The following is a 23,586-nucleotide window of genomic DNA, read 5'->3' on the forward strand; positions in this document are numbered from 1 at the left end:
GAATCGAAAGTGCAATGAAAATCCACCAGCTGTCGGTCAACTACCAGGCGGAGCAGGACCGCATCTTCGTGCGGATCAACACCTCCGCCGCGGAAGAGGTGCGGCTGTGGCTCACCCGGCGCCTGATGGTAGGCCTCTGGCCGCTGCTGACAAGGCTGCTCACCCAGCACCTGCTCAAGCTCGAAGCCGCCGGCAGCACGCTGGAAAGCGCCGACGACGGGCTCAAGAAGATGCTGGCCGACTTCCGCAAGGAGCAGTTCCTGCAGGAGGCCGACTTCGACACGCCCTACGACGAGAACCAGGCCGTACTGCCGCTGGGGCCCAAGCCCGTGCTGGTGACCGACGTGGACGCCTCGCCCCTGCCCAACGGCCGCCTGCGCCTGGTGTTCAACGAGCGCCTGCCGAGGAAGAAGGAGCCGCGCAACTTCCAGGTGGAGATGGACCCCAAGCTCATGCAGGGCCTGATCCACCTGCTGGAACAGGCGCTCACGCGCTCGCAGTGGCTGGAGCCGTTCACGCCGCCGGCGGCGGTGGAGGAAGCGGCCGAGGAAGGCGACGGCAAGCGCAAGCCGCGCTACCTGCAGTAGGCGCTCAACCCTTCAGGGCGCCCAGCGAGAAGCCCGCGATCTCCTTGTACTCGTCCGAGAGCTTGCGCAGCTCCTCGGCGCTGATCACGTCCTCGAGCTTGTCGAACGGCTGGCCGCCGGTGAGCTCGTCGACCTTCATGATGATGTAGTCGGGCGGCACCGTGCGGTTGGTCTCGACGATCTTGGACGTGGGGGCGAGGCGGAGCTTCTCGTATTCGGCCAGCGCCGCAACGGGATCCGCCTGCTCGCGCAGCAGCTGGGCCAGCACGCGCGCGTCGATCAGTGCTTGCGCGGAGCCGTTGGAGCCACGCGGGTACATCGGGTGCGCCGCATCGCCCAGCAGCGTGACGCGCCCGAACGTCCAGCGCGCCACCGGGTCGCGGTCCACCATCGGGTACTCGAAGATGCTCTGGGCCGAGCGGATGAGCTGCGGCACGTCCAGCCAGTCGAAGCGCCAGTCCTCGAAGAAGCGGATCACGTCCTCGGGGCGGCCCGGCTGGTTCCAGTCGTTCATCGCGGCGCCTTCGCGCCGGATCTCCGCCACCCAGTTCACGAGCTGGTTGCCCTGGCCGTCCACGTCGTCCGCGATCGGGTAGATGACCATCTTGCCGGTGTCGATGGAGCCGATGCGCAGGTAGCTCTTGCCGGTGAGGATGGGCGCGTGCACGGTGACGCCGCGCCAGGTGTTGATGCCGCCGAACGCGAGCTTCTCGCCGGGGTAGAACCCTCGCCGCACCGTTGAATTGACGCCGTCGCAGGCCACGGCCACGTCGGCCTGCACGGGCGCGAGCGGCGCGCCCGCGGCGGTGTGGAAGCGCAGGATGGCGTGCTTCGCATCCTGCTCGACGCCGACGCAGCGGTGGTCGAGGTGGATGTGTGCGGGCCCGAGGCGCTCCAGCGCCGCGCGGTACAGGATGCCGTGCAGCTTGCCGCGGGCCAGGCCCACTTCCGGCAGCGAGTAGCCCGCATGGCGGCCGCGCGGCTCGCGGTAGATGAATTGCCCCCAGCGGTTGCAGAACACGCTCTCGTAGTTCTCGATGCCGGCCGCTTCCAGCTCCTCCTGCACGCCGAGCAGCGCCAGCTCGCGCATCGCGTGCGGCAGCAGCGTGATGCCCACGCCGATCTCGCGCACCTCGGGCACGGATTCGTAGACGTCGCAGGCTACGCCCATGCGGTGCAAGGACAGCGCGAGGGCCAGGCCCCCGATGCCGCCGCCGACGATCGCGATGCGCATGCCTTACTCCGCCGTGATGCCTTGCGCCTTGATCAGGCGCGCCCAGCGGTCGGAATCCTGCTCGACGAGGCGGCGGAATTCATCGGGCGAACTCGTCGCGGGGTCCATGCCTTGCGTCTCGAAGGCGGTGCGCACGTCGGGGGCGGCGAGGATCTCGCGCAGCTCGCGGTTGATCCGCTGGACGAAGTCGGGCGACGTACCGGGCGGCGCGAACACGCCGTACCACATGTCCACGTTGACCTTGCCCGCGCGCGCCTCCTCCACCGTCGGCACCTGCGGCAGCAGTGCGTGGCGCTTCTCGCTGCCGATCGCCAGCGCGTTCAGCTTGCCGGCCTTGATGTGCGGCAGCGCCACGTGGATCGGCAGGAACGCGACGTCGACCTGCCCGCCCAGAAGGTCCGTCACCGCGGGCGCGGTGCCGCGGTAGGGAATGTGCGTGAGGAAGACCTGGTTCGTGGCCTTGAACAGCTCCATCGACAGGTGGTGCGGCGTGCCGACGCCGGGGCTCGCGTAGTTGATCGCACCGGGCCGCTGCCTTGCGGCTGCGACCAGTTGCGCGGCCGACGTGTAGTTGGTGCGCGGCGACGCGACAAGGACCAGTTGCCCCCAGCTCGTGAGCGACACCGGCACCAGGTCCTTCACGGGGTCGAAGGGCAGCTTGGGGTACAGGCTGCGGTTCATCACGAGCGTGTTCACCGACACCAGCAGCGTCGTGCCGTTCGGGGCCGCACGCACGACCGCCTCCGTGCCGATGTTGCCGGAGGCGCCGGCGCGGTTGTCGACGACCACCGGGCGGCCCAGGCGCTCGGCCAGCTTGGGTCCCACCGTGCGTGCGATCAAGTCGATGCCGGTGCCGGGCGTGAACGGGACGATGAGGCGCAGCGGTGCGGCGCCGGCGGCGCTGGCCGACGGTGCGGGCTGCGCGAAGGCCGACACCAGGGCGGCGCAACCCAGGACGAAGGCGGCGGCTTGCCTGCGGGTGGATGGCATGGCGTTCCCCATCGGTTGTATGCTAACCATTATGGCGAGCCCCGGCCAAGGCACAATCCGTGGGTTCCCGGAAAGAGCAACCACCCGTGTCCCCGCCCGCCAAACTGCCCGCCAGCCTCTCGCGCCTGTACGCCCGGCCGGGCTTCCTGCTGCGCCGCGCCCACCAGATCTCGGCGGCGGTGTTCGAGGATGAGTGCCGAGACCTGGGCCTGACGCCCGCCCAGTTCGGCGTGCTGACGGTGCTGAAGACCCATCCGGGGCTGGGCCAGTCGAGCCTGGCGCGCGCGCTGGGGTTCGACAAGGTCACGGTGTTGCGCGTGCTGCGCGGCCTGGAGACGCGCGGCCTGGTCGAGCGCGGCCCCGCGCCCGACAACAAGCGCAACATGTGCGTCACGCTCACGCGCGAAGGCGAGGCGACGCTGGCCAAGGCGCAGAAGCCCGCCGAGCGCGCCTACAAGCGCCTGCTCGGGCCGCTCAAGCGCGACCAGCAGGAGCAGCTGATCGAGCTGCTGCAGCTGCTCACCGGCGAGCTGGAGGAGGACGCCCGCGCGGCGTTCATCCCGCCGGGCCACGGGTAGGAAAGACGCTGGGTCCCGGCCTGCGCCGGGATGACGGACTCACTAGCGTGAGTTCGTCACCTCGATGCCCCAGCGCTTGAGCGCTTCGTCGTCGCTGCTGCGCGCGTCCACCCACTGCGCGCCTTGCGCCGTGTGCTCCTTCTTCCAGAACGGCGCCTGCGTCTTCAGGTAGTCCATCAGGAACTCGCACGCCAGGAAGCTCTGGTGCCGGTGCGCCGAGGTCACCGCCACCATCACGATCTGGTCGCCCGGCTTCAGCGCGCCCACGCGGTGGATGATGCGCACGCCGAAGAGGTCGAAGCGGCGGTGCGCCTCGTCCACCATGGCCTCGATGGCCCTCTCGGTCATGCCGGGGTAGTGCTCCAGCTCCATGGCGCTCACGCCTTCGCCGCGCACGGTGCCCACGAAGCTGCAGACGGCGCCCACGCGCGCATCGCCCGCGCGCAGGGCCGCGCATTCCTTCGCGAGGTCGAAGTCTTCGTGCTGGATGGCGACGCGGGCGGCGGCCATGGTCAACCCCCGGTCACGGGCGGGAAGAAGGCGACCTCGCCGCCTTCGCGCAGGGCCGCGTCCTCGGCCGTCATCACCTGGTCGGTCGCGATGCGGACAAGCTTGCCGCGCGCCAGGGCCTGCGCGTAGGCACCGCCGCGGGCGATGAGCTCGTCGCGCAGCGCGCCGACCGTTGCGGCTTTCGTTTCCACGCTCTCGGCGCCCTGCCCCACGGCTTCGCGGATCGAGGCGAAGTACTTCACGGTGACCTTCATGCGAGCAGCTCCGCCAGCGGCAGGAACGACACCGCATCGCCGCGCGCGATCGTGGTGCCCGCCGGGTTGTCGACCAGGCCTTCGGCCCACACGGCCGACGTGAGCACGCCGGAACTCTGGTTCGGAAACAGTTCGACGCCACCTTCCGCATTGCGGCGCGCGCGCAGGAACTCGCGGCGCTTGTCGGCGCGCGGCAGGGCGAAGTGCGCCTGCAGCCGGAGGGCCTTGGGCGCGAGCCGCGTCGCGCCCTGCAGCTTCAGCAGGAAGGGCCGCACCAGCAGCAGGAAAGTGACGAAGCTCGACACCGGGTTGCCCGGCAGCCCGATGAAGTGCGCGTCCTTCACACGGCCGTAGGCGAAGGGCTTGCCGGGCTTCATGGCGATCTGCCACAGGTCGAGCGTGCCCAGCGACTGCACGGCGGGCTTGATGTGGTCCTCCTCGCCGACGGACACGCCGCCGCTGGTGAGGATCAGGTCGTGCGACTGCGCCGCGCGCGCGAGCGCATCGACGGTGGCGTCGCGGCGGTCGGGCACGATGCCGAGGTCGCTCACTTCGCAGCCCAGGCGCAGCAGCAAGGCGCGCAGGAAGAAGCGGTTGCTGTTGTAGATCGCGCCCGGCTTCATGTCGGCCGGTTTCACCGCGCCCGGCATGACGAGCTCGTCACCAGTCGAGAACAGCGCCACACGCGGGCGGCGCGCAACCTCGAGCCGGTCGCAGCCGATGCTGGCCGCCAGGCCCAGTGACGCCGGGTTGAGCCGTTCGCCCTTGCCCAGCACCACGCTGCCCTGCGTCACGTCCTCGCCGCTGCGCCGGATCCACTGCCCGCGATCGGGCACGCGCAGGATGCGCACACGCTCGCCGTCGGCCTCGGTGTCTTCCTGCATCACGATCGCGTCGGCGCCGGGCGGCACCGGGGCGCCGGTGAAGATGCGCGCGGCGGTGCGCGGCTGCAGCGGCTGCGCAGCGCTGCCGGCGGGAATGCGCTGGCTCACCGGCAGGCTCACGCCTTCGTCGGGGATTTCCTCGATGCGCACGGCATAGCCGTCCATCGAGCTGTTGTCCTGCGGCGGCACCTGCAGGGGCGACACCAGCTCCTGCGCGAGCACGCGGCCGTCGGCGTCGAAGGTCGACACCTGCTCGCTGCCGGCGAGCGGCTTCGCGTGGTCCAGCAGTTGTGCGAGCGCGTCCTCCAGCGGACGCAGCGCCGTCCTCTCCATGGCTCGCTTCGCAAGCGTCACGTGTATTTCTCGGGAACGTATTCGAAACGTTCGCGATTGTCCTCCAGCCACTGCGCGACCGCATCGGGGTCGTTCAGGTCGAGGACGGGCCTGAGGGTTTCTTCCGGCAGGCGCCCGGGCGAGTCGGTGGCGATGGCCACGACGAAGTCGTCGTCGGCGTAGCGCGCGGGCTGGCCGGAATCGGCACGCCACACCTCGATCTTGAGCAGGTTGCTGGACTTGAAGCCCTCGACCAGCACCCAGTCGACGCCGTCCCACAGCTCGGCGATGAGCTGGTGCACCGTCATCTGCCCCGGCTGCTCGAACTCGCGCATCAGGGCCAGGCGCTGCGTCGAGGCCACCACCACTTCGAACGCGCCCGCCTCGCGGTGCCGGTGCGTGTCCTTGCCGGGATGGTCGATGTCGAACTTGTGGTGCGCGTGCTTCACCACGGAAACGCGCTGCCCGCGCATCTTCAGCGCGGGGATGAGCTTTTCGACCAGCGTGGTCTTGCCCGATCCCGAAAAGCCCGCGAAACCGACAACCTTCATCGGGACCTCACGCGCAATGCGCGGCGATGTATTCCTGGACCGTCTTCGCGTCGGCCGGCAGCACCGTGACGCGCCGCGGCAGCTTCTCGATGCCCTCGAACTTCGCGGGGCGCTCGGGCTCGCGGCCCAGCGCCTCGACGATGGTCGCGGCGAACTTGATCGGCAGCGCCGTCTCCAGCACGACCATCGGGATGCCCGGCTGCACGTATTGCCGCGCGACCTTCAGGCCGTCGGCCGTGTGCGTGTCGATCATGATGCCGAAGCGCTCGTAGGTGTCGCGGATGGTCGCCAGGCGGTCGGCGTGCGTGCTCTTGCCCGAGACGAAGCCGAATTTCGCGTCGCGCGCCAGTTCGAACTGCCCTTTCGCCGGCAAGTCCTCGGCGAAGAGCTTTTTCACCTTCGCGCCATCGCGGCCCACCAGGTCGAACACGAAGCGCTCGAAGTTGCTCGCCTTGCTGATGTCCATCGAGGGGCTGGACGTCTCGTGCGTGTCGGCGCTGCCGCGCACGCGGTACACGCCGGTGCGGAAGAACTCGTCCAGCACGTCGTTTTCGTTGGTCGCGAGCACGAGCTTGTCGATCGGCAGGCCCATCATGCGCGCCACGTGGCCGGCGCAGATGTTGCCGAAGTTGCCCGACGGCACGGCGAAGCTCACGCGCTCGCCGTTTGCCTTCGTCGCCTGGAAGTAGCCCGCGAAGTAGTAGACGACCTGCGCCACCAGCCGCGCCCAGTTGATCGAGTTCACGGTGCCGATGCGGTACTTGCGCTTGAACGCGAGGTCGTTCGACACGGCCTTCACGATGTCCTGGCAGTCGTCGAAGACGCCTTCGATCGCGAGGTTGTGGATGTTGGCGTCCTGCAGGCTGAACATCTGCGCCTGCTGGAACGGGCTCATGCGGCCGTTGGGCGAGGTCATGAAGACGCGCACGCCCTTCTTGCCCTTCATCGCGTACTCGGCGGCGCTGCCGGTGTCTCCGGACGTCGCGCCCAGGATGTTCAGCTCCTCGCCGCGGCGCGCCAGCTCGTACTCGAACAGGTTGCCCAGCAGCTGCATCGCCATGTCCTTGAAGGCGAGCGTCGGGCCGTTGGAGAGCGCCTCGAGGTACACGCCCTCTTCCAGCTTCTTGAGCGGCACGATCTCCTTCGTGCCGAACACGGCGGGCGTGTAGGTCTTCTCGCAGATCCGCTTCAGGTCCGCGGCGGGGATGTCGTCGATGTAGAGCGACAGGACCTCGAAGGCGAGCTGCGGGTACGAAAGCGGGCGCCACTTCGCGAGCGTGGCCGCATCGACCTTCGGGTAGCTCTCGGGCAGGTACAGGCCGCCGTCGGGCGCGAGGCCCTCGAGCAGGATCTCGCTGAAATGCTTGCGGTCCGCATGGCCCCGCGTCGAGACGTACAGCATCAGGCCAGTTCTTCCTTGCGGATGCGCACGATGGGCGCCAGCACGGTGGGCAGCGCCTGCATCTGCGCGATCACCTCGTTCATCGTGCCTTCGCGCACGTTGTGCGTCAGGATGATCAGGTCGGTCTGCGGGACGGCCTGCTTGGCGGCGTCCTGCACTTCGCCGGTCGGTCGCTGCAGCATCGCGTCGATGCTGATGCCGGCCGCGGCAAGCAGGCCCGTCACCTTGGCGAGCACGCCGGCCTGGTCGGCCACCCGCAGGCGCAGGTAATAACTCGTGACGACCTCGCTCATGGGCAGCACCGGCGTGGCGCTCATCTGGTCGGGCTGGAAAGCGAGGTGCGGCACGCGGTGCGCGGCGTCGGCCGTGTGCAGGCGCGTGATGTCCACGAGGTCGGCGATGACGGCGCTGGCCGTCGGCTCGCTGCCCGCGCCCTTGCCGTAGTACAGGGTGGTGCCGACGGCATCGGCCTGCACGACCACCGCATTCATCGCGCCTTCGACGTTGGCGATCAGGCGCTTGGCCGGCACCAGCGAGGGATGCACGCGCAGCTCCACGCCGTTTTTCACGCGCTTGGTGATGCCCAGCAGCTTGATGCGGTAGCCCAGCTGCTCGGCGTAGCGGATGTCCTGCGCGCCCAGCTTGGTGATGCCCTCGACGTAGGCCTTGTCGAACTGCACCGGGATACCGAAGGCGATGGCGCTCATGATCGTCGCCTTGTGCGCGGCGTCCACGCCTTCGATGTCGAAGGTGGGGTCGGCCTCCGCGTAGCCCAGCCTCTGCGCGTCCTTCAGGGCCGCGTCGAAGTCCAGGCCCTTGTCGCGCATCTCGGACAGGATGAAGTTGGTGGTGCCGTTGATGATCCCGGCGATCCACTCGATGCTGTTGGCCGTCAGGCCCTCGCGCAGCGCCTTGATGATGGGGATGCCGCCGGCCACCGCCGCTTCGAACGCGACCATCACGCCGCGCTTGTGGGCGGCCTCGAAGATCTCCGTGCCGTGCACGGCCAGCAGCGCCTTGTTGGCCGTGACCACGTGCTTGCCCGCCGCGATGGCTTCCATCACCAGCTGCTTGGCGATGCCGTAGCCGCCGATCAGCTCGATGACGATGTCGATGTCGGGGTTGGCGATGATGGCGCGCGCGTCGCTCACCACCTTGGCCTTGCCGCCGGTGACCTTCTCGGCGCGGGCCGTGTCGAGGTCCGCCACCATCGTGATCTCGATGCCGCGGCCGGCGCGGCGCTTGATCTCCGCCTGGTTGCGCGCGAGGACGTTGAACACGCCGCTGCCGACGGTGCCGATGCCGAACAGGCCGGCCTGGATGGGTTTCAGGTTCGCGCTCATTGCGAATGCTTCTTGCGGTAGGTCTCGAGGAACCGGGCGATGCGGCCGATGGCCTCCCTCAGGTCGTCCTCGTGCGGGAGGAACACGATGCGGAAATGATCCGGCCGCGGCCAGTTGAAGCCCGTGCCCTGCACGAGCATCACGCGCGTCTCCTGCAGCAGCTCCAGGAAGAACTGGCGGTCGTCCTGGATCGGGTAGACCTTCGGGTCCAGGCGCGGGAACATGTACAGGGCCGCGCTCGGCTTCACGCACGTCACGCCGGGGATGGCCGTGATCAGCTCGTAGGCCAGGTCGCGCTGGCGGCGCAGCCGGCCGCCTTCCTTCACGAGGTCGTCGATGCTCTGGTAGCCGCCCAGCGCCGTCTGGATCGCGTACTGGCCCGGCACGTTGGCGCACAGGCGCATGTTCGTGAGCATGTTCAGGCCTTCGATGTAGTCGGCGGCCATCTTCCTGTCGCCGGTCACGACGACCCAGCCCGCGCGGTAGCCGCACGAGCGGTAGCTCTTGGACAGCGAATTGAACGTGAGCGTGAGCACGTCGTCCGACAGGCTGGCCATCGGCACGTGCTTCACGTCGTCGTAGAGCACCTTGTCGTAGACCTCGTCGGCCAGGATCACCAGCCCGTGCCGGCGCGCGATGGCGACGATCTCCTCGAGGAGCTCGCGCGAGTACTGCGCGCCCGTCGGGTTGTTCGGGTTGATGACGACGATGCCCTTGGTGCGCGGCGTGATCTTCTTGCGGATGTCGTCGAGGTCCGGCATCCAGCCGTTGGCCTCGTCGCACATGTAGTGCACGGGCTTGCCGCCCGACAGGCTGGTGCACGCAGTCCACAGCGGGTAGTCGGGCGTGGGCAGGAGCAGCTCGTCGCCGTCGTCGAGCAGTGCGTTGGTGGCCATGGCGATCAGCTCGCTGGCGCCATTGCCGAGGTAGATGTCGTCCAGCGTGACGCCCTTGATGCCCTGCTTCTGGGTTTCGTGCATCACGGCCTTGCGGGCCGAGAAGATGCCCTTGCTGTCCGAGTAGCCCGACGAGGCGGCGAGGTTGCGCGCCATGTCCTGCTGGATCTCCTCGGGGGCATCGAAGCCGAACACGGCCAGGTTGCCGATGTTCAGCCGGATGATCTTGTGCCCCTCGTCTTCCATGCGACGCGCGGCGTCCATGATGGGACCGCGGATGTCGTAGAGGACGTTGGCCAGCTTAGCGGATTTGTGGACGGTCTTCAAAGCCCCTCCTGGAAGGCTTTTACGGGGAGAAAAGTACAATTTGACCATAGTTCCGCTGCGATTCCCGCAGCGCAACATGCACCGCATTCCCCCATGAAACTCCAGCCCGATTCCTTCGACGTCCAGGCGATCAGCGGCTACGGCCCGGGCTGGGTCGGCGTCAACGGGGAAAAGATCACGCACAGCGTCATCGTGGCCTCGACGGGCGAGCGCATCGAGTGGAAGGCTTCGCGCTTCGAGGACCTCGGCCCCGAGCACTTCGAACAGCTCGCGAAAGTGGGCGCGGAAGTGGCGCTTTTCGGCAGTGGCGACCGCATCCGCTTCCCGAAGCCGGTGTGGCTCAAGCCATTGATCGACGCGCACGTCGGGCTGGAAACCATGGACACCGCGGCGGCCTGCCGGACCTACAACATCCTCGCGCAGGAGGGCCGCCGAGTCGCCGTCGCGCTGCTGCTGGAAGCCCAGGTGCCTCAGCAGCAAGGGGGTACTGTTTCGGGGTAAAATCAAATACTCGCCGAAGGGCGAGGCACGTTCCAAAGCCCACCCGCGGGCTGTCCATCCAAAAATCGAAGCGAGACCCATGGCGATCGTAGTCAACAAGCCCATCCCCGAGTTCGAAGCCAACGCCACGGGCGGCATCAAGGTCACGAACAGCACCCACCTGGGCCAGGTGCTCGTGCTGTACTTCTACCCCAAGGACAACACCCCGGGCTGCACGACCGAGGCCATGCAGTTCCGCGACAAGTACAAGGACTTCGTGAAGGCCGGCGCCACCGTGTTCGGCGTGTCGCGCGACAACATGAAGTCGCACGAGGACTTCAAGTCCAAGCTCGAGCTGCCCTTCGAGCTGATCGCCGACACCGAAGAGAAGATGTGCCACATGTTCGGCGTGGTCAAGAACAAGATCATGTACGGCAAGAAGGTGAAGGGCATCGAGCGCTCCACCTTCCTGATCGGCGCCGACGGCATCCTCAAGCAGGAATGGCGCGGCCTGAAGGTGCCGGGCCACGTGGACGAGGTCCTCAAGGCCGTCAAGCTCCTGAAGAAGGCCGCCTGAGGGCGCTTTCCGTAGGCCTGATGCATTGACACAACAAGGCGCGATCTGACATTGCCGCGCCGGGGCCCCTGTGGATAATGGCCCCATGCTGTTGATCCAGGCGCTGCGCGCCGTCACTGCTGTAGTCGATCAAGCCGCCGAGGTCTCCGGGCGGCTTTTTCGTTTCTTGGACACCTCGACAGGGAAATCCCACCCCCATGCCACTGCCTCCCGCCCCCACGAAGCGCGCCGCCATGCTCCCGCCGCAAGCCTACGATTCACCGGCCCGGCCCTCGCACAAGGCGCGAAAAGCGGAAGGCTCGCACGACGCGCCGCTGGCTGAGCGGCCCGTCGTCCTGGATTTCGACCCCCGCGGCGGCGCGGGCGGTGGCGAGCCGCACGCCGAGGCGCTGCTGCGCGACGTGCCCGAAAGCTACGGGGAGGCCCAGACGGCGGTACGCCGTGCCATGCAGCCGGCGAGCAAGCCCGTGCGCAAGGCCGCCAAGCCCACGGGCCCCAAGAAGCTGTTCGTGCTGGACACCAACGTCCTGATGCACGACCCCATGAGCCTGTTCCGCTTCGAGGAGCACGACATCTTCCTGCCGATGATCGTGCTGGAGGAGCTGGACGGCCACAAGAAGGGCACGACCGAAGTGGCGCGCAACGCCCGCCAGGCCAGCCGCTCGCTCGATGCGCTGGCGGCCGCCAAGGGCGCCGACATCGCCTCGGGCCTGAAGCTCGAGTCCACCGGCCACCCGGAAGCGCGCGGCTGCCTGTTCTTCCAGACCCAGGCGCTGGCCCACCACCTGCCGCCCAGCCTGCCGCAAGGCAAGGCCGACAACCAGATCCTCGGCGTGGTGCAGGCGCTGCGCGAGGTGCACGCCCCGCGCGAAGTGGTGCTGGTGTCCAAGGACATCAACATGCGCGTCAAGGCGCGCGCGCTGGGCCTGGACACCGACGACTACCAGAACGACAAGACGCTGGACGACGTCGACCTGCTCTATGCCGGCTCGCTCGCCCTGCCCAACGACTTCTGGGCCAAGCACGGCAAGACGGTGGAAAGCTGGCAGAGCGGCCAGCACACCTTCTACCGGATCACCGGCCCCATCGTGCCGTCGCTGCTGATCAACCAGTTCGTGTACTTCGAGTCGCCCGGCGAGCCGAGCCTGTACGCGCGCGTCACCGAGATCCGCGGCAAGACCGCGGTGCTCAAGACGCTGAAGGACTACGGCCACCTGAAGAACGCCGTGTGGGGCGTCACCACGCGCAACCGCGAGCAGAACTTCGCGATGAACCTGCTGATGGACCCGGAAGTGGACTTCGTGACGCTCACGGGCACCGCCGGCACCGGCAAGACGCTGATGGCGCTGGCCGCCGGCCTGACGCAGGTGCTCGACGACCGCCGCTACACCGAGATCATCATGACCCGCGCCACCGTGAGCATGGGCGAGGACATCGGTTTCCTGCCGGGAACGGAAGAGGAGAAGATGGGCCCGTGGATGGGCGCGCTGGACGACAACCTGGAAGTGCTCGCCAAGACCGACCAGGGCGCCGGCGAATGGGGCCGCGCGGCCACCAACGAGCTGATCCGCAGCCGCATCAAGATCAAGAGCATGAACTTCATGCGCGGGCGGACGTTCCTGAACAAGTACGTGATCATCGACGAGGCCCAGAACCTCACGCCCAAGCAGATGAAGGCGCTAATCACGCGTGCCGGCCCGGGCACCAAGATGATCTGCATGGGCAACCTCGCGCAGATCGACACGCCCTACCTGACGGAAGGCTCCTCGGGCCTGACCTTCGCCGTCGACAAGTTCAAGGGCTGGCCGCACAGCGGGCACATCACGCTGGCCCGCGGGGAACGCTCGCGATTGGCGGATTTCGCGAGCGAAGTCCTCTAGGCGCTCAGTTGGCGCCGGTTTCCGGCGTCGCGGCGGCCTGGGCCACCACGGCCTTGCCGGAGTCGATGTCGCACTTCAGCTGGGGGTGCACCTTCTTCTGCGCGGTGCAGATGGCCCAGAACTCGCGCTCGGGCTCGCCCTTCTTCCAGATCGCGTAACCGACGGCCAGGCCGACGATGGGGGCCGCGATGGAGCTGGCGCCGGCCAGCACCAGCAGGTTGTTCGCCGCCGCGCCCCAGCCGCCCGCTTCGATGCTCTGCATCATGGGCCGGCCTTCTTCCTGCGGGAGGGACTTGGCATGCTGGACCATCATGATGCGCAGGGGCACCGTCGCCCAGCCGAGCGGGTTCAGTTCGCCGATGCCCGGGGCCGACAGGGCCAGGCCCGTGCTCACGGCGTCGGCGGTGATGCCGCTGTAGGCTTCCACTTCACCGGCTTGCGCTTGGGAAGCGACTGCGAGGGAGATCAGCGCCGCGGCGCCCAGCTTCTTGAACATGTCCTTGCTCCTTGCGAAAGTGACCGTGTTGCGATGGATGAAGTCTGGGTTTCGCAAGGACCCCCGCCTTAGGGCGATGGCTCGCCGCCACTAGGTGAAAGAGCCGGGGGGCTTAGGGGGCGTGCCTAAGGCGAATGGCCTGCACGCGCGCGTGACGTGGATCAAATGGGCCGCACGCGCACGGCCGCACAGTGGGGCATGCGTATCACTTTCCTCGGGGCCACGGAGACCGTCACGGGCTCGAAATACCTGCTGGAGACGCAGGGCCGGCGCGTGCTGGTGGACTGCGGCCTGTTCCAGGGCTACAAGTCGCTGCGCGTGCGCAACTGGGCGCCGCTGCCGCTGGCGCCGCAGCAGATCGACGCCGTGGTGCTCACGCACGCGCACATCGACCACAGCGGGTACCTGCCGCTGCTGGTGCGCAACGGCTTTCGCGGCCCGGTGCTGTGCAGCGAGGCCACGTTCGACCTGTGCCGGATCATGCTGCCCGACTCGGGGTGGCTGCAGGAGGAAGAGGCGCAATACGCCAACCGGCACAAGCTGTCGAAACACGATCCCGCCCTGCCCCTCTACACACGCGACGACGCCGTGCGCTGCCTCGATCGCTTCCGGCCCGTCCGTGGCTCCTCAGCCGACATCGCGCCGGGCCTCTCGCTGCAGCTGGCCCGCTCGGGGCACATGGTGGGCTCCACCTTCGTGCGCATCGCGGATGGGCAGGCTTCCATCCTCTTTTCCGGCGACATCGGGCGGCCCAACGACCTGGTGCTCAAGCCGCCGGCGGCCGTGGCCGGGGCCGACTACCTGGTGGTCGAATCGACGTACGGCGACCGCGACCACGAACCCTCCGAGCCGTTCGAACACCTCGCCGACGTCGTCAACCGGACGGCGGCCCGCGGCGGCGTGGTGGTGATCCCGGCATTCGCGGTGGGCCGGGCCCAGAGCCTGCTCTACTGCATCGCCCGGCTCAAGCGCGACGGACGCATCCCGGACGTGCCGGTCTTCCTCAACAGCCCGATGGCGGCCAACGCGATGGAGGTGTACTGGAAGCACGGGGAGGACCTGCGGCTCGCCGCGGAGGAGTGCCGGGCCGTGCGCGAAGTGGCGCGGATCGTCCAGACACCCGAGGAATCCGAGCGCCTGAACGCACGCAAGGGCCCCATGGTGATCGTCGCGGCCAGCGGCATGGCCACCGGCGGGCGCGTGGTGCATCACCTGAAGGCGTTCGCGCCCGACCGCCGCAACGCGATCGTGCTGGCGGGCTACCAGGCCGGCGGCACCCGCGGCGCGGCCCTGGCCGCCGGGGCGCGAACCGTGCGCATCCACGGGCAGGACGTCCCGGTGCGGGCCGAAGTGGTCCAGCTGGACGACTTGTCGGCGCATGCGGACGGCGGCGAGATCGTGCAGTGGCTGCGCTCGTTCAGCCAGGCGCCGCGGCGCACCTTCATCACGCATGGCGAGCCGGCGGCGGCCGACGCGATGCGGCTGCGCATCGAGCGCGAACTGAAGTGGCGCTGCGAGGTGCCCTATTACCTGCAGTCGGAGGAGCTCTAGGGCGCCAGCCCGCACCACTGCGCCACGCGGTGGGCCAGGTCCACCCACAGCGCGAACACCGCGGCGATGGAGAGCAGCAGGCCGGAGATGCGCGTGCCCCAGTCCTGCCGTGCGTGGTTGGCGCGTTCGCGCAGCTTCGCCAGCAGGCGCGGCGCCGCCGCGAGCCAGGCGCCGCTGCCGAGCGCGAAGAGCGCCATCGACAGTGCGCCATCCAGCGCGCCGCCGCTCAGCGACGCGACGAGCAGCGCCGAGTAGAGCAGGCCGCACGGCATCAGCGCCCACAGCGCGCCGGCCGTGAACAACCCGCCGCGCGTGCCGGCGACGGGCCGCATGCGCGCCCACGCCGCGCGGCCCGCTTCGCCCACCCACATGGGTTGGCGCGCCAGCGTGAGCAGCATCAGCCCCCATGCCAGCACGGCCAGGTGGAACAGCGTCCACACGGGCCGCAAGGCGGCCGTCTGCGACGCCAGCCACGCGAAGCCCTGCACCGTTTCCGCGGCGACCGCGCCGGCCGCCGAGTAGCCGGCCAGCCGCCCCGCCTGGAAAACCCACGGCGCGAACTTCGGTTGCTTGCCGAAGCGGACCACGCCGGCGCACGCCGCGCCGCACATCGCCGTGCAGTGCGGCCCGCCCGCGAGGCCCATGACGAGTGCCGTGGCCGCGAGCGTTGCCGACATCAGAGGATCCGCGAGAACTTCGCGCGGTTGCGGTCGGCCGCGATGTAGCGGTCGAACACCATCGCGATCGCGCGCACCACGTACCAGCCGCTGGCCGTCACCTGGATGCCGTTGGCGTCCACTTCGACGAGCCCCATGGCCTCGTAATCGCGCAGGCGCTCCAGCTCGGGCTCGAAGTACTCCTGGAACTGCAGCAGCCACGCCTGCTCGATCGACTCGAACAGCAACTGCCCCTGGCACATCAGGCCCATGATCACGGCGCGCCGCGCCAGGTCGTCGCGCGACAACGCAAGGCCGCGTGCGACGGGCAGGCGCCCCTGGTCGAGGTGGTCCGTGTATTCGTCCAGTGTTTTCGCGTTCTGGCTGTAGGTGGCGCCGATGCGGCTGATGGCGGACACGCCCAGGCCGACGAGGTCGCAATCGGGCTGCGTGCTGTAGCCCTGGAAGTTGCGGTGCAGCCGGCCCTGGCGCTTGGCGACCGCGAGCGCGTCGTTGGGCAACGCGAAGTGGTCCATGCCGACGTAGACGTAGCCCGCGGCCTCGAACGCCTGCAGCGCCTGCGACAGCATGCCGAGCTTGTCGGCGCCGCCGGGCAGGTCGGCGGAATGGATGCGCCGCTGCGGCTTGAAGCGCTCGGGCAGGTGCGCATAGCCGTAGAGCGCGATGCGGTCGGGCCGCAGTTGCGCCACCTGCGCGAGCGTGCGCGCGAACGATCCGGGAGTCTGCTTCGGCAGCCCGTAAATCAGGTCGACGTTGATCGAGTCGAAGCCGATGGCCCGCGCCGCCACCATCAGTTGCTCCACCTGCCCGAAAGGCTGGATGCGGTGGACGGCCTGCTGCACCTCGGGGTCGAAGTCCTGCACGCCGAAACTGATGCGGTTGAAGCCGAGCGCCGCGATGTGCGCCAGGCGTTTCAGGTCGACGGTGCGCGGGTCGATCTCGATCGAGTGCTCGCCGCCGGGCACGAGCCGGAAGCTGCGCCCCAGCAGGGCCATGAGCGCCGAGAGCTCCTCGTCGGACAGGAACGTGGGCGTGCCGCCGCCCAGGTGCAATTGCGTGACGGCCTGGCCGGCGCCCAGCTGCGCCGTGTACAGGTCGGCCTCGCGCGCCAGGGCCTGCAGGTACAGCGCGCCGCGCTCGTGCTTCTTCGTGATGATCTTGTTGCACGCGCAGTAGTAGCAAAGCTGCTCGCAGAACGGGATGTGCACGTACAGCGACAGCGGCGCGGCGGGGCCCTGCCGCCGGGCGTCGAGCGCGGACTGCAGGTCGGCCGGGCCGAACGCCTCCACGAACCGGTCGGCGGTGGGATAGGAGGTGTAGCGTGGCCCGGGGATGTCGAAGCGGCGCAGGATCTCGGGGGCGGCGGGAAGCATGCGGGCTACTTTGCCTGCGGCGCGGCCCTGCTCCGTTGACGTGAATCAACCCCCGCCGGATCGCCGCTGCTGACAGCGGGGATAAGGGGAAAGGACTATCCTTCGAGGATGAAGCGCGAAACCGAATCCGGCGCCCCGCCCGTGCTCCCGGCCCAGCCGATCACGGTCGACGTCCTGCGCGAAAAGTACGCCAAGCCGGGCGAGCATTCGCAGGCGGATGTCTTCGCCCGCGTGGCGCGCGCGCTGGCCAGCGTCGAGGCGGAGCCGCTGCGTGCCCAATGGGAGGCGCGCTTCCACGCCAACCTCGAAGCCGGCGCCATCGGCGCGGGCCGCATCATGAGCGCGGCGGGCACGCAGCTGGAAGCCACGCTGATCAACTGCTTCGTGCAGCCCGTGGGCGACAGCATCCAGGGCGTGGACGACGCCGGCTATACCGGCATTTACGAAGCCCTGCGCGAGGCCGCCGAGACCATGCGCCGCGGCGGCGGCGTGGGCTACGACTTCTCGCGCATCCGCCCGCGCGGCGCCGAGGTCAAGGCCACGCATTCGCTGGCGTCCGGCCCGTGCAGCTACATCGACGTCTTCGACGCCTCCTGCGCCACCGTGGAAAGCGCGGGCGCGCGGCGCGGCGCGCAGATGGGCGTGCTGCGCATCGACCACCCCGACGTGCTGGAGTTCATCACCGCCAAGCGCAAGCCGGGGCGCTGGAACAACTTCAACGTCTCGGTCGCGGTGACCGACGAGTTCATGCGCACCGTGCAGGCCGGCGGCGAATGGGCGCTGGTGCACCGCGCCGCGCCCGGCGCCGCGCTCATCGCCCAGGGCGCGCACCTGCGGGCCGACGGCCTGTGGGCCTACCGCACGGTGCAGGCGCGCGAGCTGTGGGACACGATCATGCGGTCGACCTACGACTTCGCCGAGCCGGGCATCCTGTTCCTCGACGCCGTCAACCGCGACAACAACCTGCGCTACTGCGAGCGCATAGAAGCCACGAATCCCTGCGCCGAGGAGCCGCTGCCGCCCTACGGCTGCTGCGACCTCGGGCCCGTGATCCTCACGCGCTTCGTGCAGCACCCCTTCGGCTTCGGCGGCGTGCCGCACTTCGACTTCGCGCGCTTCGCGCAGGCCGTTGCGGTGCAGGTGCGCGCGCTCGACAACGTGCTGGATCTGACGCACTGGCCGCTGGAGCAGCAGCGCAGCGAGGCCATGGCCAAGCGCCGCATCGGCGTGGGTTTCACCGGCCTGGGCGACACGCTGGTCATGCTGGGCCTGCGTTACGACGCCGCGGAAGGCCGCGACATGGCGGCCCGCATCGCGCGCTCGATGCGCGATGCCGCGTACGCCGCGTCGATCGAGCTCGCGAAGGAGAAAGGCCCCTTCCCCGCCTTCGATGCGCGCGGCTACCTCGAGCCCGGCACTTTCGCGAGCCGCCTCGACGAGCCGCTGCGCCAGGCCATCGCGCAGTCCGGCATCCGCAACAGCCACCTGCTGGCCATCGCGCCGACGGGCACCGTCAGCCTGGCCTTCGCCGACAACGCGTCGAACGGCATCGAGCCCGCGTTCTCCTGGACCTACCGCCGCCGCAAGCGCGAGGGCAACGGCGCGATGAGCGAGTACGAGGTGGAAGACCACGCGTGGCGCGTGTACCGCGCCCTCGGCGGCGACATGGCGCAGCTGCCGCCGGCCTTCGTCTCGGCGCTGCAGATGCGCGCCGGCGACCACCTCGCGATGATGGAAGCGGTGCAGCCCTTCATCGACACGGCCATCTCCAAGACCGTGAACATCCCGGCCGACTACCCGTACGACGATTTCAAGGGCCTGTACATGCAGGCCTGGCAGGCGCAGCTGAAAGGCCTGGCCACCTACCGCCCAAACGACATCCTCGGCGCGGTGCTCGAAGCGCCTTCGTCGGGCGCGAGCGAGCCGGAGGGCGCGCAGGCCGCGCGCGCGTCGGGCGCCGACCCGATGCGCTCGGTGATCGAGAAGCGGCCGCAGGGCAACCTGCCCGCCGAGGTCGAGAAGCTCGAATACTGGACGCAGGAAGGCCGCAAGAACCTGTACCTCGTCGTCTCGTTCCTGCCGCTGCCCGACGGGCGCGAACGCGCCATCGAGTTCTTCATGCCGGTGGGCCAGAGCGGCGAGTCGCAGCAGTGGATCACCTCCAGCATGCGCCTGCTGTCGCTCGCCGCGCGCGGCGGCTTCCTCGAGCGCGCGCTGGCCGACATGCGCAAGGTCGCCTGGGACCGCGGGCCCGTGCGCCTGGGCGCGTACACGCGCTCCGACGGCGCGCAGGTGCCCATGTGGCACGACTCCGAAGTGGCGGCCATCGCCTATGCGGTGCAGAACGTGATCGCACGCCGCCGTGGCGAACCTGCCGCGGCGCTGGAAACGCCGGAGCCGGTTCCGTCCACTTCCACACAGGTCCTGGCCGGCCGCAAGTGTCCCGAGTGCGGCGCCCATGCGATGATCCGCAAGGACGGCTGCGACTGGTGCACCAGCTGCGGCCACATGGGATCCTGCGGATGAACCAGATCACCCCGCCCGGCGCGCCGCTGGGCCCCGGATTCGAGCAGCCTTTCGAGATGCTGCTGGCCTGCCACGACCGCGTCGAGCGCATGCTCACGCTGCTGTCGAAGCTGCGCTCGCACCTGCTGGAATTCGGCGCGGACGAGCAGGCACGGCAGGCCGCGCGCGACGTCATGCGCTACTTCGACAAGGCCGGCCCGCAGCACCACCGCGACGAGGAACTGCACGTGTTCCCCACGCTGATCGGCCTGCAGGACGTCGAGATGATCCACCTGGTCGCGCGCCTGCAGGTGGAACACCAGGAGATGGCTTCGCGCTGGATCATCGCGCGCTCGCTGCTGGAGGAAGTGGAGACCGGCATGCGCACGCGCTTCAACGAGGCCGACGATGCCATCCTCGAGGGCTTCGCCACGCTCTACAAGGAGCACATGCGCGCCGAGGAGAAGGTCGCCTTCCCCAAGGCCAGCGCCGAGATGGACCCCGAACGCCTGAAGGCCATGAGCCGCGACATGATGTCGCGGCGCGGGGTGGCCTAGGCGCGCTGCAGCGACGGCCCCACGCCGACGGGCGCAGGCGCCGCGCGCACGATGCGCGTGAACAGCCGGTCGTAGCCAGGGTCCGCCATGCCGCCGGCCAGCGGGTCGCGGGTGGCTTCGAAGGCGCGGTCGAGCTCGGCCCACTCCCTTTCGTCCAGCACGCGCTCCGCCGCGGGGAGCAATTGCGTCTCCTCCAGCCGCATGTGCTCCAGGTAGAAGCGCACATAGTCCTGCGCGCTGCGCACGAACTCGCCGCGCCGGGACTCGCCCAGGAGCTCCCAGGCCAGGAGCTGGTGCTGCAGCTCCCGCACGCGGTATTCGCCCTGCATGTGGTCGCCTTCGAGCTTGTGGATCACGTCCATCAGCTCGGGCGCCTTGCGCACGAGCTTGGGGAACAGCAGGTCGGACTCCTTCGGGTGGTGGCGCTTCTCGGGGAATTCGTCGATGTAGAACAGCATCGCGCGAAGCACGTCGAAGAAGCGCTCGGGTTCGTCGCCCGGGCCCTGGTCGAGCAGGGGTTGCAGCGAGCGCAGCATGGCCGCCACCGCGGCGTGTTCGTCCCGGATGATCCTGAGCGTCTTCATGGACGTCCCCGCGTCACTGCACACGCGCCTCGAACGCGCGCGTCAGGCCATCGAGGTCGGTGATGCGGATGTGCTTCTTGTCCACTTCCAGCAGCCGCTGCGCCTGGAACGCCGAGAAGGTGCGGCTCACGGTCTCCAGCTTCATCCCGAGGTAGCTGCCGATCTCGGCGCGCGACATGCGCAGGTGGAACTCCTTCGGCGAATAGCCGCGCGCCTTCATCCGCTGCGACAGGTTCAGCAGGAACGCGGCCAGGCGCTCTTCGGCGTTCATGCTTCCCAGCAGCATCATGAGGCTGTGCTCGCGCACGATCTCGCGGCTCATGAGGCGCGCCATCACCATCTGCAGGCCGGCGCTGTTCACGGCGAGCTCACCCAGGTGCGCATACGGGATGGCGCAGACCTCGGTGTCCTCCAGCGCGACCGCCGTGCTCGCGTGCTTGCCCGACGCCAGGCCGTCCAGGCCCATCAGCTCGCCGGCGATGTGGAAGCCGCTCACCTGCTCGCGGCCGTCGGCCAGCGCCAGGGCGGACTTGAAGGTGCCGCTGCGCACCGCGTAGATGAACTGGAACCCGTCGCCCTCGCGGTAGAGCGTCTCGCCCGCTTCGACCTTGCGCCGGCCGAACTTGAGGCCGTCCAGGCGCTGCACGTCGGGGTCCGCCAGGCCGCAGGGCAGGCACAGGTCCTTGAGGTGGCAGCTGGAGCACAGCGTCTTCAACGGCGCTACGGCGGCCACGCGTGGCGTTGCCGGGACCGGTGCAATGCGGATGCTGCGGATGGGCGCTTCGGACAGGGCTGCGTTCATGGCGGGTTCTTCTCTTCTCAATGCGAAAGGGTCTGCGGCGCGGCGGCGACGGCCGCGGCGAGCTGGTCGAATTCGGTGGACTTGTCCAGGAAGCGGCTGGCGCCGGCGGCCAGGTAGTGCTTGCGGTAGGCCGGCTGCGAGTTGTTGGAGAGCACGACGAAGGCGACGTGCGGCTGGGCGGCCCGCACGGCGCGCAGCACCTCCAGGCCTTGCCCGCCTTCGAGCTGCACGTCGAGCACGACGACGTCGGGCCGCGTGGCCAGGATGCCGGCGATGCACTCGTGCGGGGTGCCGCCTTCGCCGACCACCGTACTGGCGGGCGGCAGCATGCCGGCCACGCGCTGGCGGATCGGGGCGGAATCGTCCGCGAGGAAGACCTTGAGGTCGCGGGCGGCAAGGGCTGTGGACATGCCCCTACTGTCGTCTGCATAGGCCCTCGGCGACATCGGCGCGCGCTGAATCGCGCCTTCGGACGAGTCCGGAAAGCGCCTAGGAATTATCCGAGGCCGTGCCGCATCGCGTAGCGAACCAGGTCGCTCTGGTTGGCGATGGCGAGCTTTTGCATCAGGTTGGACTTGTGCGTGCTGACGGTCTTGACCGAGAGCTTGAGGTTGGCGGCGATCTCGGTCACCGACGACCCGGCGACGAGCTGGCGGAACACCTCGAACTCGCGGTCCGACAGCGCCTCGTGCGGTGGCTTCTCGCCGCCCGGCATCGCGCCGAGCGCGAGCTGCTCGGCAACCTCGGTGCTGATGTACGCGCCCCCGGCAGCGATCTTGCGGATCGCCTGAACCAGCTGGCCCGGCGCGCTTTCCTTGGTGAGGTAGCCGCTGGCGCCCGACTTGATCGCCCGCACGGCGTACTGCGTCTCCTGGTGCATCGACAGCACGAGGATGCGCAGCTTCGGCCGCTCGGACTTCACCAGCTTGATCAGCTCCATGCCGCTGCGGCCCGGCATCGACAGGTCGGTCACGAGCACGTCGAACTCGCGCTCGCGCACGATCGCCATCACCTCGTTGCCGTCCGCCGCCTCCGCCTCGACCTGCAGGTCGGCCGCGTCGCCGACGATGCGCTTGAGGCCCTCGCGCACGATGGCGTGGTCGTCGGCGATCACGAGGCGGATCACGCGCCCTCCCCCTCGCCCACGGGGATGAAGGCCTCGACGGTGGTGCCCTGCCCCGGCCGGCTCTGGACGGCGACGGTGCCCTTGAGCAGCTGGGCGCGCTCGCGCAAGCCGGCCAGGCCCAGCGAGCCGGGCTTGCGCGCGGCCCCGGTGTCGAAGCCCGCGCCGTCGTCCTGCACCACGAGCCGCAGGCCGCGCTCGACCGGCATGACGGAAACGGTGACGCGCCGGGCCTGCGCGTGCTTGGCGACGTTGGCCAGCGACTCCTGGACGATGCGGAACACGGCGGTCGCGTACGGTTCGGCCAGCTCCAGGTCCTCGTCGGCCTCGAGGCGGCACTCGATGCCGTGGCGCTGGCGGAAGTTCTGCACCAGCCAGTCGATCGCGGGCATGAGGCCCAGGTCGTCGAGCACCAGCGGCCGCAGGTCGGCGGCGATCCGGCGCGTCGAAGCCACCGCGCCATCGATCATGCGCAGCATCTCCTGCACCTTCGCCGCGGCCGCATCGGGCTCGGCGCGCAGGTTGTCCTTCAGCCAGATCGTGTCCATCTTGATCGCCGTGAGCGACTGCGCCAGCTCGTCGTGCAGCTCGCGCGCCACGCGGCTCTTTTCCTGCTCGCGTACGGCGCTGGACTGCTTGGCGAACGCGGCGAGGTCTTCCTGCGCACGCACGCGCTCGGTCACGTCACGCAGGATCACCGTGTAGAGCTTGCCTTCGGGCGTGTCCAGCTGCGAGATGGAGGCGTCGACCGGGAACTCCTCGCCGCCGCGGCGCAGCCCGAAGACCACCGTGCTGCCGCTCATGCGGCGCGACGTCACGCCGGTTTCGCCGAAGCGGCGGACGTGTTCGCCATGGTGGGGCCGGAAGCGCGCCGGGATCAGGAGGTCGAGCGGCTTGTCTTTCACGTCGGCGAAGGCCCAGCCGAAGATGCGCTCGGCGGCGCGGTTGTACATGACGATGCGCTGCGCCTCGTCGACGGTGATGATGGCGTCCATCGCCGATTCGAGCAGGCCCGCCAGCCGCGCGGCGGCGTTGTGTTCGGTGATGGAAGAATTCGGCACGCGGCGGTTCCCTGCAGGGGAATTTACCGCA

General features: G+C 69.0%; 25 protein-coding genes. 8 read left to right on the plus strand and 17 right to left on the minus strand.

Translation table 11 applies throughout. The annotated features are described in order from the left end of the window. Window positions 1-14: 14 nt before the first annotated feature. Complete coding sequence (locus tag WG903_RS14940; protein ID WP_340076797.1) at window positions 15-587, plus strand: hypothetical protein; 573 nt, start codon at window positions 15-17, stop codon at window positions 585-587. A gap of 4 nt (window positions 588-591) precedes the next feature. Here the strand turns inward: WG903_RS14940 and WG903_RS14945 are convergent, their stop codons facing one another. Beyond that, a complete protein-coding gene (locus WG903_RS14945) occupies window positions 592-1,821 on the minus strand; it encodes a flavin-dependent oxidoreductase (protein WP_340076800.1) in 1,230 nt (409 codons plus the stop codon). 3 nt (window positions 1,822-1,824) lie between these two features. Continuing rightward, entirely contained in the window at window positions 1,825-2,811 is a 987-nt protein-coding gene (locus WG903_RS14950) for a tripartite tricarboxylate transporter substrate binding protein (RefSeq protein ID WP_340076803.1), read from the minus strand. 86 nt (window positions 2,812-2,897) lie between these two features. Between WG903_RS14950 and WG903_RS14955 the strand changes: the two genes are divergently transcribed. Continuing rightward, entirely contained in the window at window positions 2,898-3,389 is a 492-nt protein-coding gene (locus WG903_RS14955) for a MarR family winged helix-turn-helix transcriptional regulator (protein ID WP_340076805.1), read from the plus strand. A 42-nt stretch (window positions 3,390-3,431) separates the two neighbouring features. On the opposite strand, the gene WG903_RS14960 is transcribed toward WG903_RS14955, so the two are convergent. Genes WG903_RS14960 through WG903_RS14990 form a run of 7 tightly spaced genes read right to left on the minus strand, consistent with a single transcriptional unit; the run spans window position 3,432 to window position 9,889 of the window. Further along, window positions 3,432-3,899: a molybdenum cofactor biosynthesis protein MoaE gene (locus WG903_RS14960; RefSeq protein ID WP_340076807.1), complete on the minus strand. Its 468-nt coding sequence runs from the start codon at window positions 3,897-3,899 to the stop codon at window positions 3,432-3,434. A 2-nt stretch (window positions 3,900-3,901) separates the two neighbouring features. Then, entirely contained in the window at window positions 3,902-4,153 is a 252-nt protein-coding gene (gene moaD / locus WG903_RS14965) for a molybdopterin converting factor subunit 1 (RefSeq protein ID WP_340076809.1), read from the minus strand. After that, window positions 4,150-5,370 (minus strand): molybdopterin molybdotransferase MoeA, encoded by a 1,221-nt coding sequence (locus WG903_RS14970; RefSeq protein WP_340078250.1) that lies wholly within the window; start codon window positions 5,368-5,370, stop codon window positions 4,150-4,152. Before WG903_RS14970 ends, moaD begins: the two co-directional genes overlap by 4 nt. Window positions 5,371-5,387: 17 nt before the next feature. Further along, window positions 5,388-5,921: a molybdopterin-guanine dinucleotide biosynthesis protein B gene (gene mobB, locus WG903_RS14975; protein ID WP_340076811.1), complete on the minus strand. Its 534-nt coding sequence runs from the start codon at window positions 5,919-5,921 to the stop codon at window positions 5,388-5,390. Window positions 5,922-5,928: 7 nt separating this feature from the next. Next, complete coding sequence (thrC, locus tag WG903_RS14980) at window positions 5,929-7,323, minus strand: threonine synthase (protein ID WP_340076813.1); 1,395 nt, start codon at window positions 7,321-7,323, stop codon at window positions 5,929-5,931. Beyond that, on the minus strand, window positions 7,323-8,654 hold the full coding sequence (locus WG903_RS14985) for a homoserine dehydrogenase (RefSeq protein ID WP_340078251.1): 1,332 nt from the start codon (window positions 8,652-8,654) through the stop codon (window positions 7,323-7,325). Before WG903_RS14985 ends, thrC begins: the two co-directional genes overlap by 1 nt. An 8-nt stretch (window positions 8,655-8,662) precedes the next feature. Beyond that, a complete protein-coding gene (locus tag WG903_RS14990) occupies window positions 8,663-9,889 on the minus strand; it encodes a pyridoxal phosphate-dependent aminotransferase (RefSeq protein ID WP_340076815.1) in 1,227 nt (408 codons plus the stop codon). A gap of 93 nt (window positions 9,890-9,982) precedes the next feature. On the opposite strand from WG903_RS14990, the gene WG903_RS14995 reads away from it, so the two are divergent. The 3 genes from WG903_RS14995 to WG903_RS15005 all read left to right on the plus strand — a co-directional run bounded on the left by WG903_RS14995 (window position 9,983) and on the right by WG903_RS15005 (window position 12,826). After that, window positions 9,983-10,390, plus strand: coding sequence for an Mth938-like domain-containing protein (locus WG903_RS14995; protein ID WP_340076817.1), 408 nt, complete (start codon window positions 9,983-9,985; stop codon window positions 10,388-10,390). Between the two features lie 79 nt (window positions 10,391-10,469). Beyond that, complete coding sequence (locus WG903_RS15000) at window positions 10,470-10,946, plus strand: peroxiredoxin (protein ID WP_340076819.1); 477 nt, start codon at window positions 10,470-10,472, stop codon at window positions 10,944-10,946. Window positions 10,947-11,143: 197 nt separating this feature from the next. Next, entirely contained in the window at window positions 11,144-12,826 is a 1,683-nt protein-coding gene (locus tag WG903_RS15005; protein ID WP_340076822.1) for a PhoH family protein, read from the plus strand. Window positions 12,827-12,830: 4 nt separating this feature from the next. Here the strand turns inward: WG903_RS15005 and WG903_RS15010 are convergent, their stop codons facing one another. After that, a complete protein-coding gene (locus tag WG903_RS15010; RefSeq protein ID WP_340076824.1) occupies window positions 12,831-13,322 on the minus strand; it encodes a hypothetical protein in 492 nt (163 codons plus the stop codon). 198 nt (window positions 13,323-13,520) lie between these two features. Here WG903_RS15010 and WG903_RS15015 point away from each other — a divergent pair, with 198 nt between their 5' ends. After that, window positions 13,521-14,873, plus strand: a complete 1,353-nt coding sequence (locus tag WG903_RS15015; protein ID WP_340076826.1) for an MBL fold metallo-hydrolase — start codon at window positions 13,521-13,523, stop codon at window positions 14,871-14,873. On the opposite strand, the gene WG903_RS15020 is transcribed toward WG903_RS15015, so the two are convergent. After that, a complete protein-coding gene (locus WG903_RS15020; RefSeq protein ID WP_340076828.1) occupies window positions 14,870-15,550 on the minus strand; it encodes a sulfite exporter TauE/SafE family protein in 681 nt (226 codons plus the stop codon). The genes WG903_RS15015 and WG903_RS15020 overlap by 4 nt on opposite strands. Continuing rightward, window positions 15,550-16,923 (minus strand): oxygen-independent coproporphyrinogen III oxidase, encoded by a 1,374-nt coding sequence (gene hemN, locus WG903_RS15025; protein WP_340076830.1) that lies wholly within the window; start codon window positions 16,921-16,923, stop codon window positions 15,550-15,552. Before hemN ends, WG903_RS15020 begins: the two co-directional genes overlap by 1 nt. Before the next feature lie 108 nt (window positions 16,924-17,031). On the opposite strand from hemN, the gene WG903_RS15030 reads away from it, so the two are divergent. Further along, window positions 17,032-19,449 (plus strand): adenosylcobalamin-dependent ribonucleoside-diphosphate reductase, encoded by a 2,418-nt coding sequence (locus WG903_RS15030; RefSeq protein WP_340076833.1) that lies wholly within the window; start codon window positions 17,032-17,034, stop codon window positions 19,447-19,449. Further along, window positions 19,446-19,985 (plus strand): hemerythrin domain-containing protein, encoded by a 540-nt coding sequence (locus tag WG903_RS15035; RefSeq protein ID WP_340076836.1) that lies wholly within the window; start codon window positions 19,446-19,448, stop codon window positions 19,983-19,985. Before WG903_RS15030 ends, WG903_RS15035 begins: the two co-directional genes overlap by 4 nt. Here the strand turns inward: WG903_RS15035 and WG903_RS15040 are convergent. The 5 genes from WG903_RS15040 to WG903_RS15060 all read right to left on the minus strand — a co-directional run bounded on the left by WG903_RS15040 (window position 19,982) and on the right by WG903_RS15060 (window position 23,555). Further along, a complete protein-coding gene (locus WG903_RS15040) occupies window positions 19,982-20,569 on the minus strand; it encodes a hemerythrin domain-containing protein (protein ID WP_340076838.1) in 588 nt (195 codons plus the stop codon). The two genes, WG903_RS15035 and WG903_RS15040, sit on opposite strands and share 4 nt — an antisense overlap. A gap of 13 nt (window positions 20,570-20,582) precedes the next feature. Continuing rightward, window positions 20,583-21,371, minus strand: a complete 789-nt coding sequence (fnr, locus tag WG903_RS15045) for a fumarate/nitrate reduction transcriptional regulator Fnr (RefSeq protein ID WP_340076840.1) — start codon at window positions 21,369-21,371, stop codon at window positions 20,583-20,585. A gap of 17 nt (window positions 21,372-21,388) precedes the next feature. Continuing rightward, the gene (locus tag WG903_RS15050; RefSeq protein WP_340076842.1) at window positions 21,389-21,781 is read right to left on the minus strand and encodes a response regulator; all 393 of its coding nucleotides are present in this window, start codon (window positions 21,779-21,781) and stop codon (window positions 21,389-21,391) included. Window positions 21,782-21,867: 86 nt separating this feature from the next. Next, window positions 21,868-22,497 carry a response regulator transcription factor gene (locus tag WG903_RS15055; protein ID WP_340076844.1) on the minus strand — a complete coding sequence of 210 codons (630 nt, stop codon included), beginning with the start codon at window positions 22,495-22,497 and terminating at the stop codon, window positions 21,868-21,870. Further along, window positions 22,494-23,555, minus strand: coding sequence for a PAS domain-containing sensor histidine kinase (locus WG903_RS15060; protein WP_340076847.1), 1,062 nt, complete (start codon window positions 23,553-23,555; stop codon window positions 22,494-22,496). Before WG903_RS15060 ends, WG903_RS15055 begins: the two co-directional genes overlap by 4 nt. Window positions 23,556-23,586 lie beyond the last annotated feature (31 nt).

The organism is Ramlibacter sp. PS4R-6, from assembly GCF_037572775.1.
In the GTDB taxonomy this organism is placed as follows: Bacteria; Pseudomonadota; Gammaproteobacteria; order Burkholderiales; family Burkholderiaceae_C; genus Ramlibacter.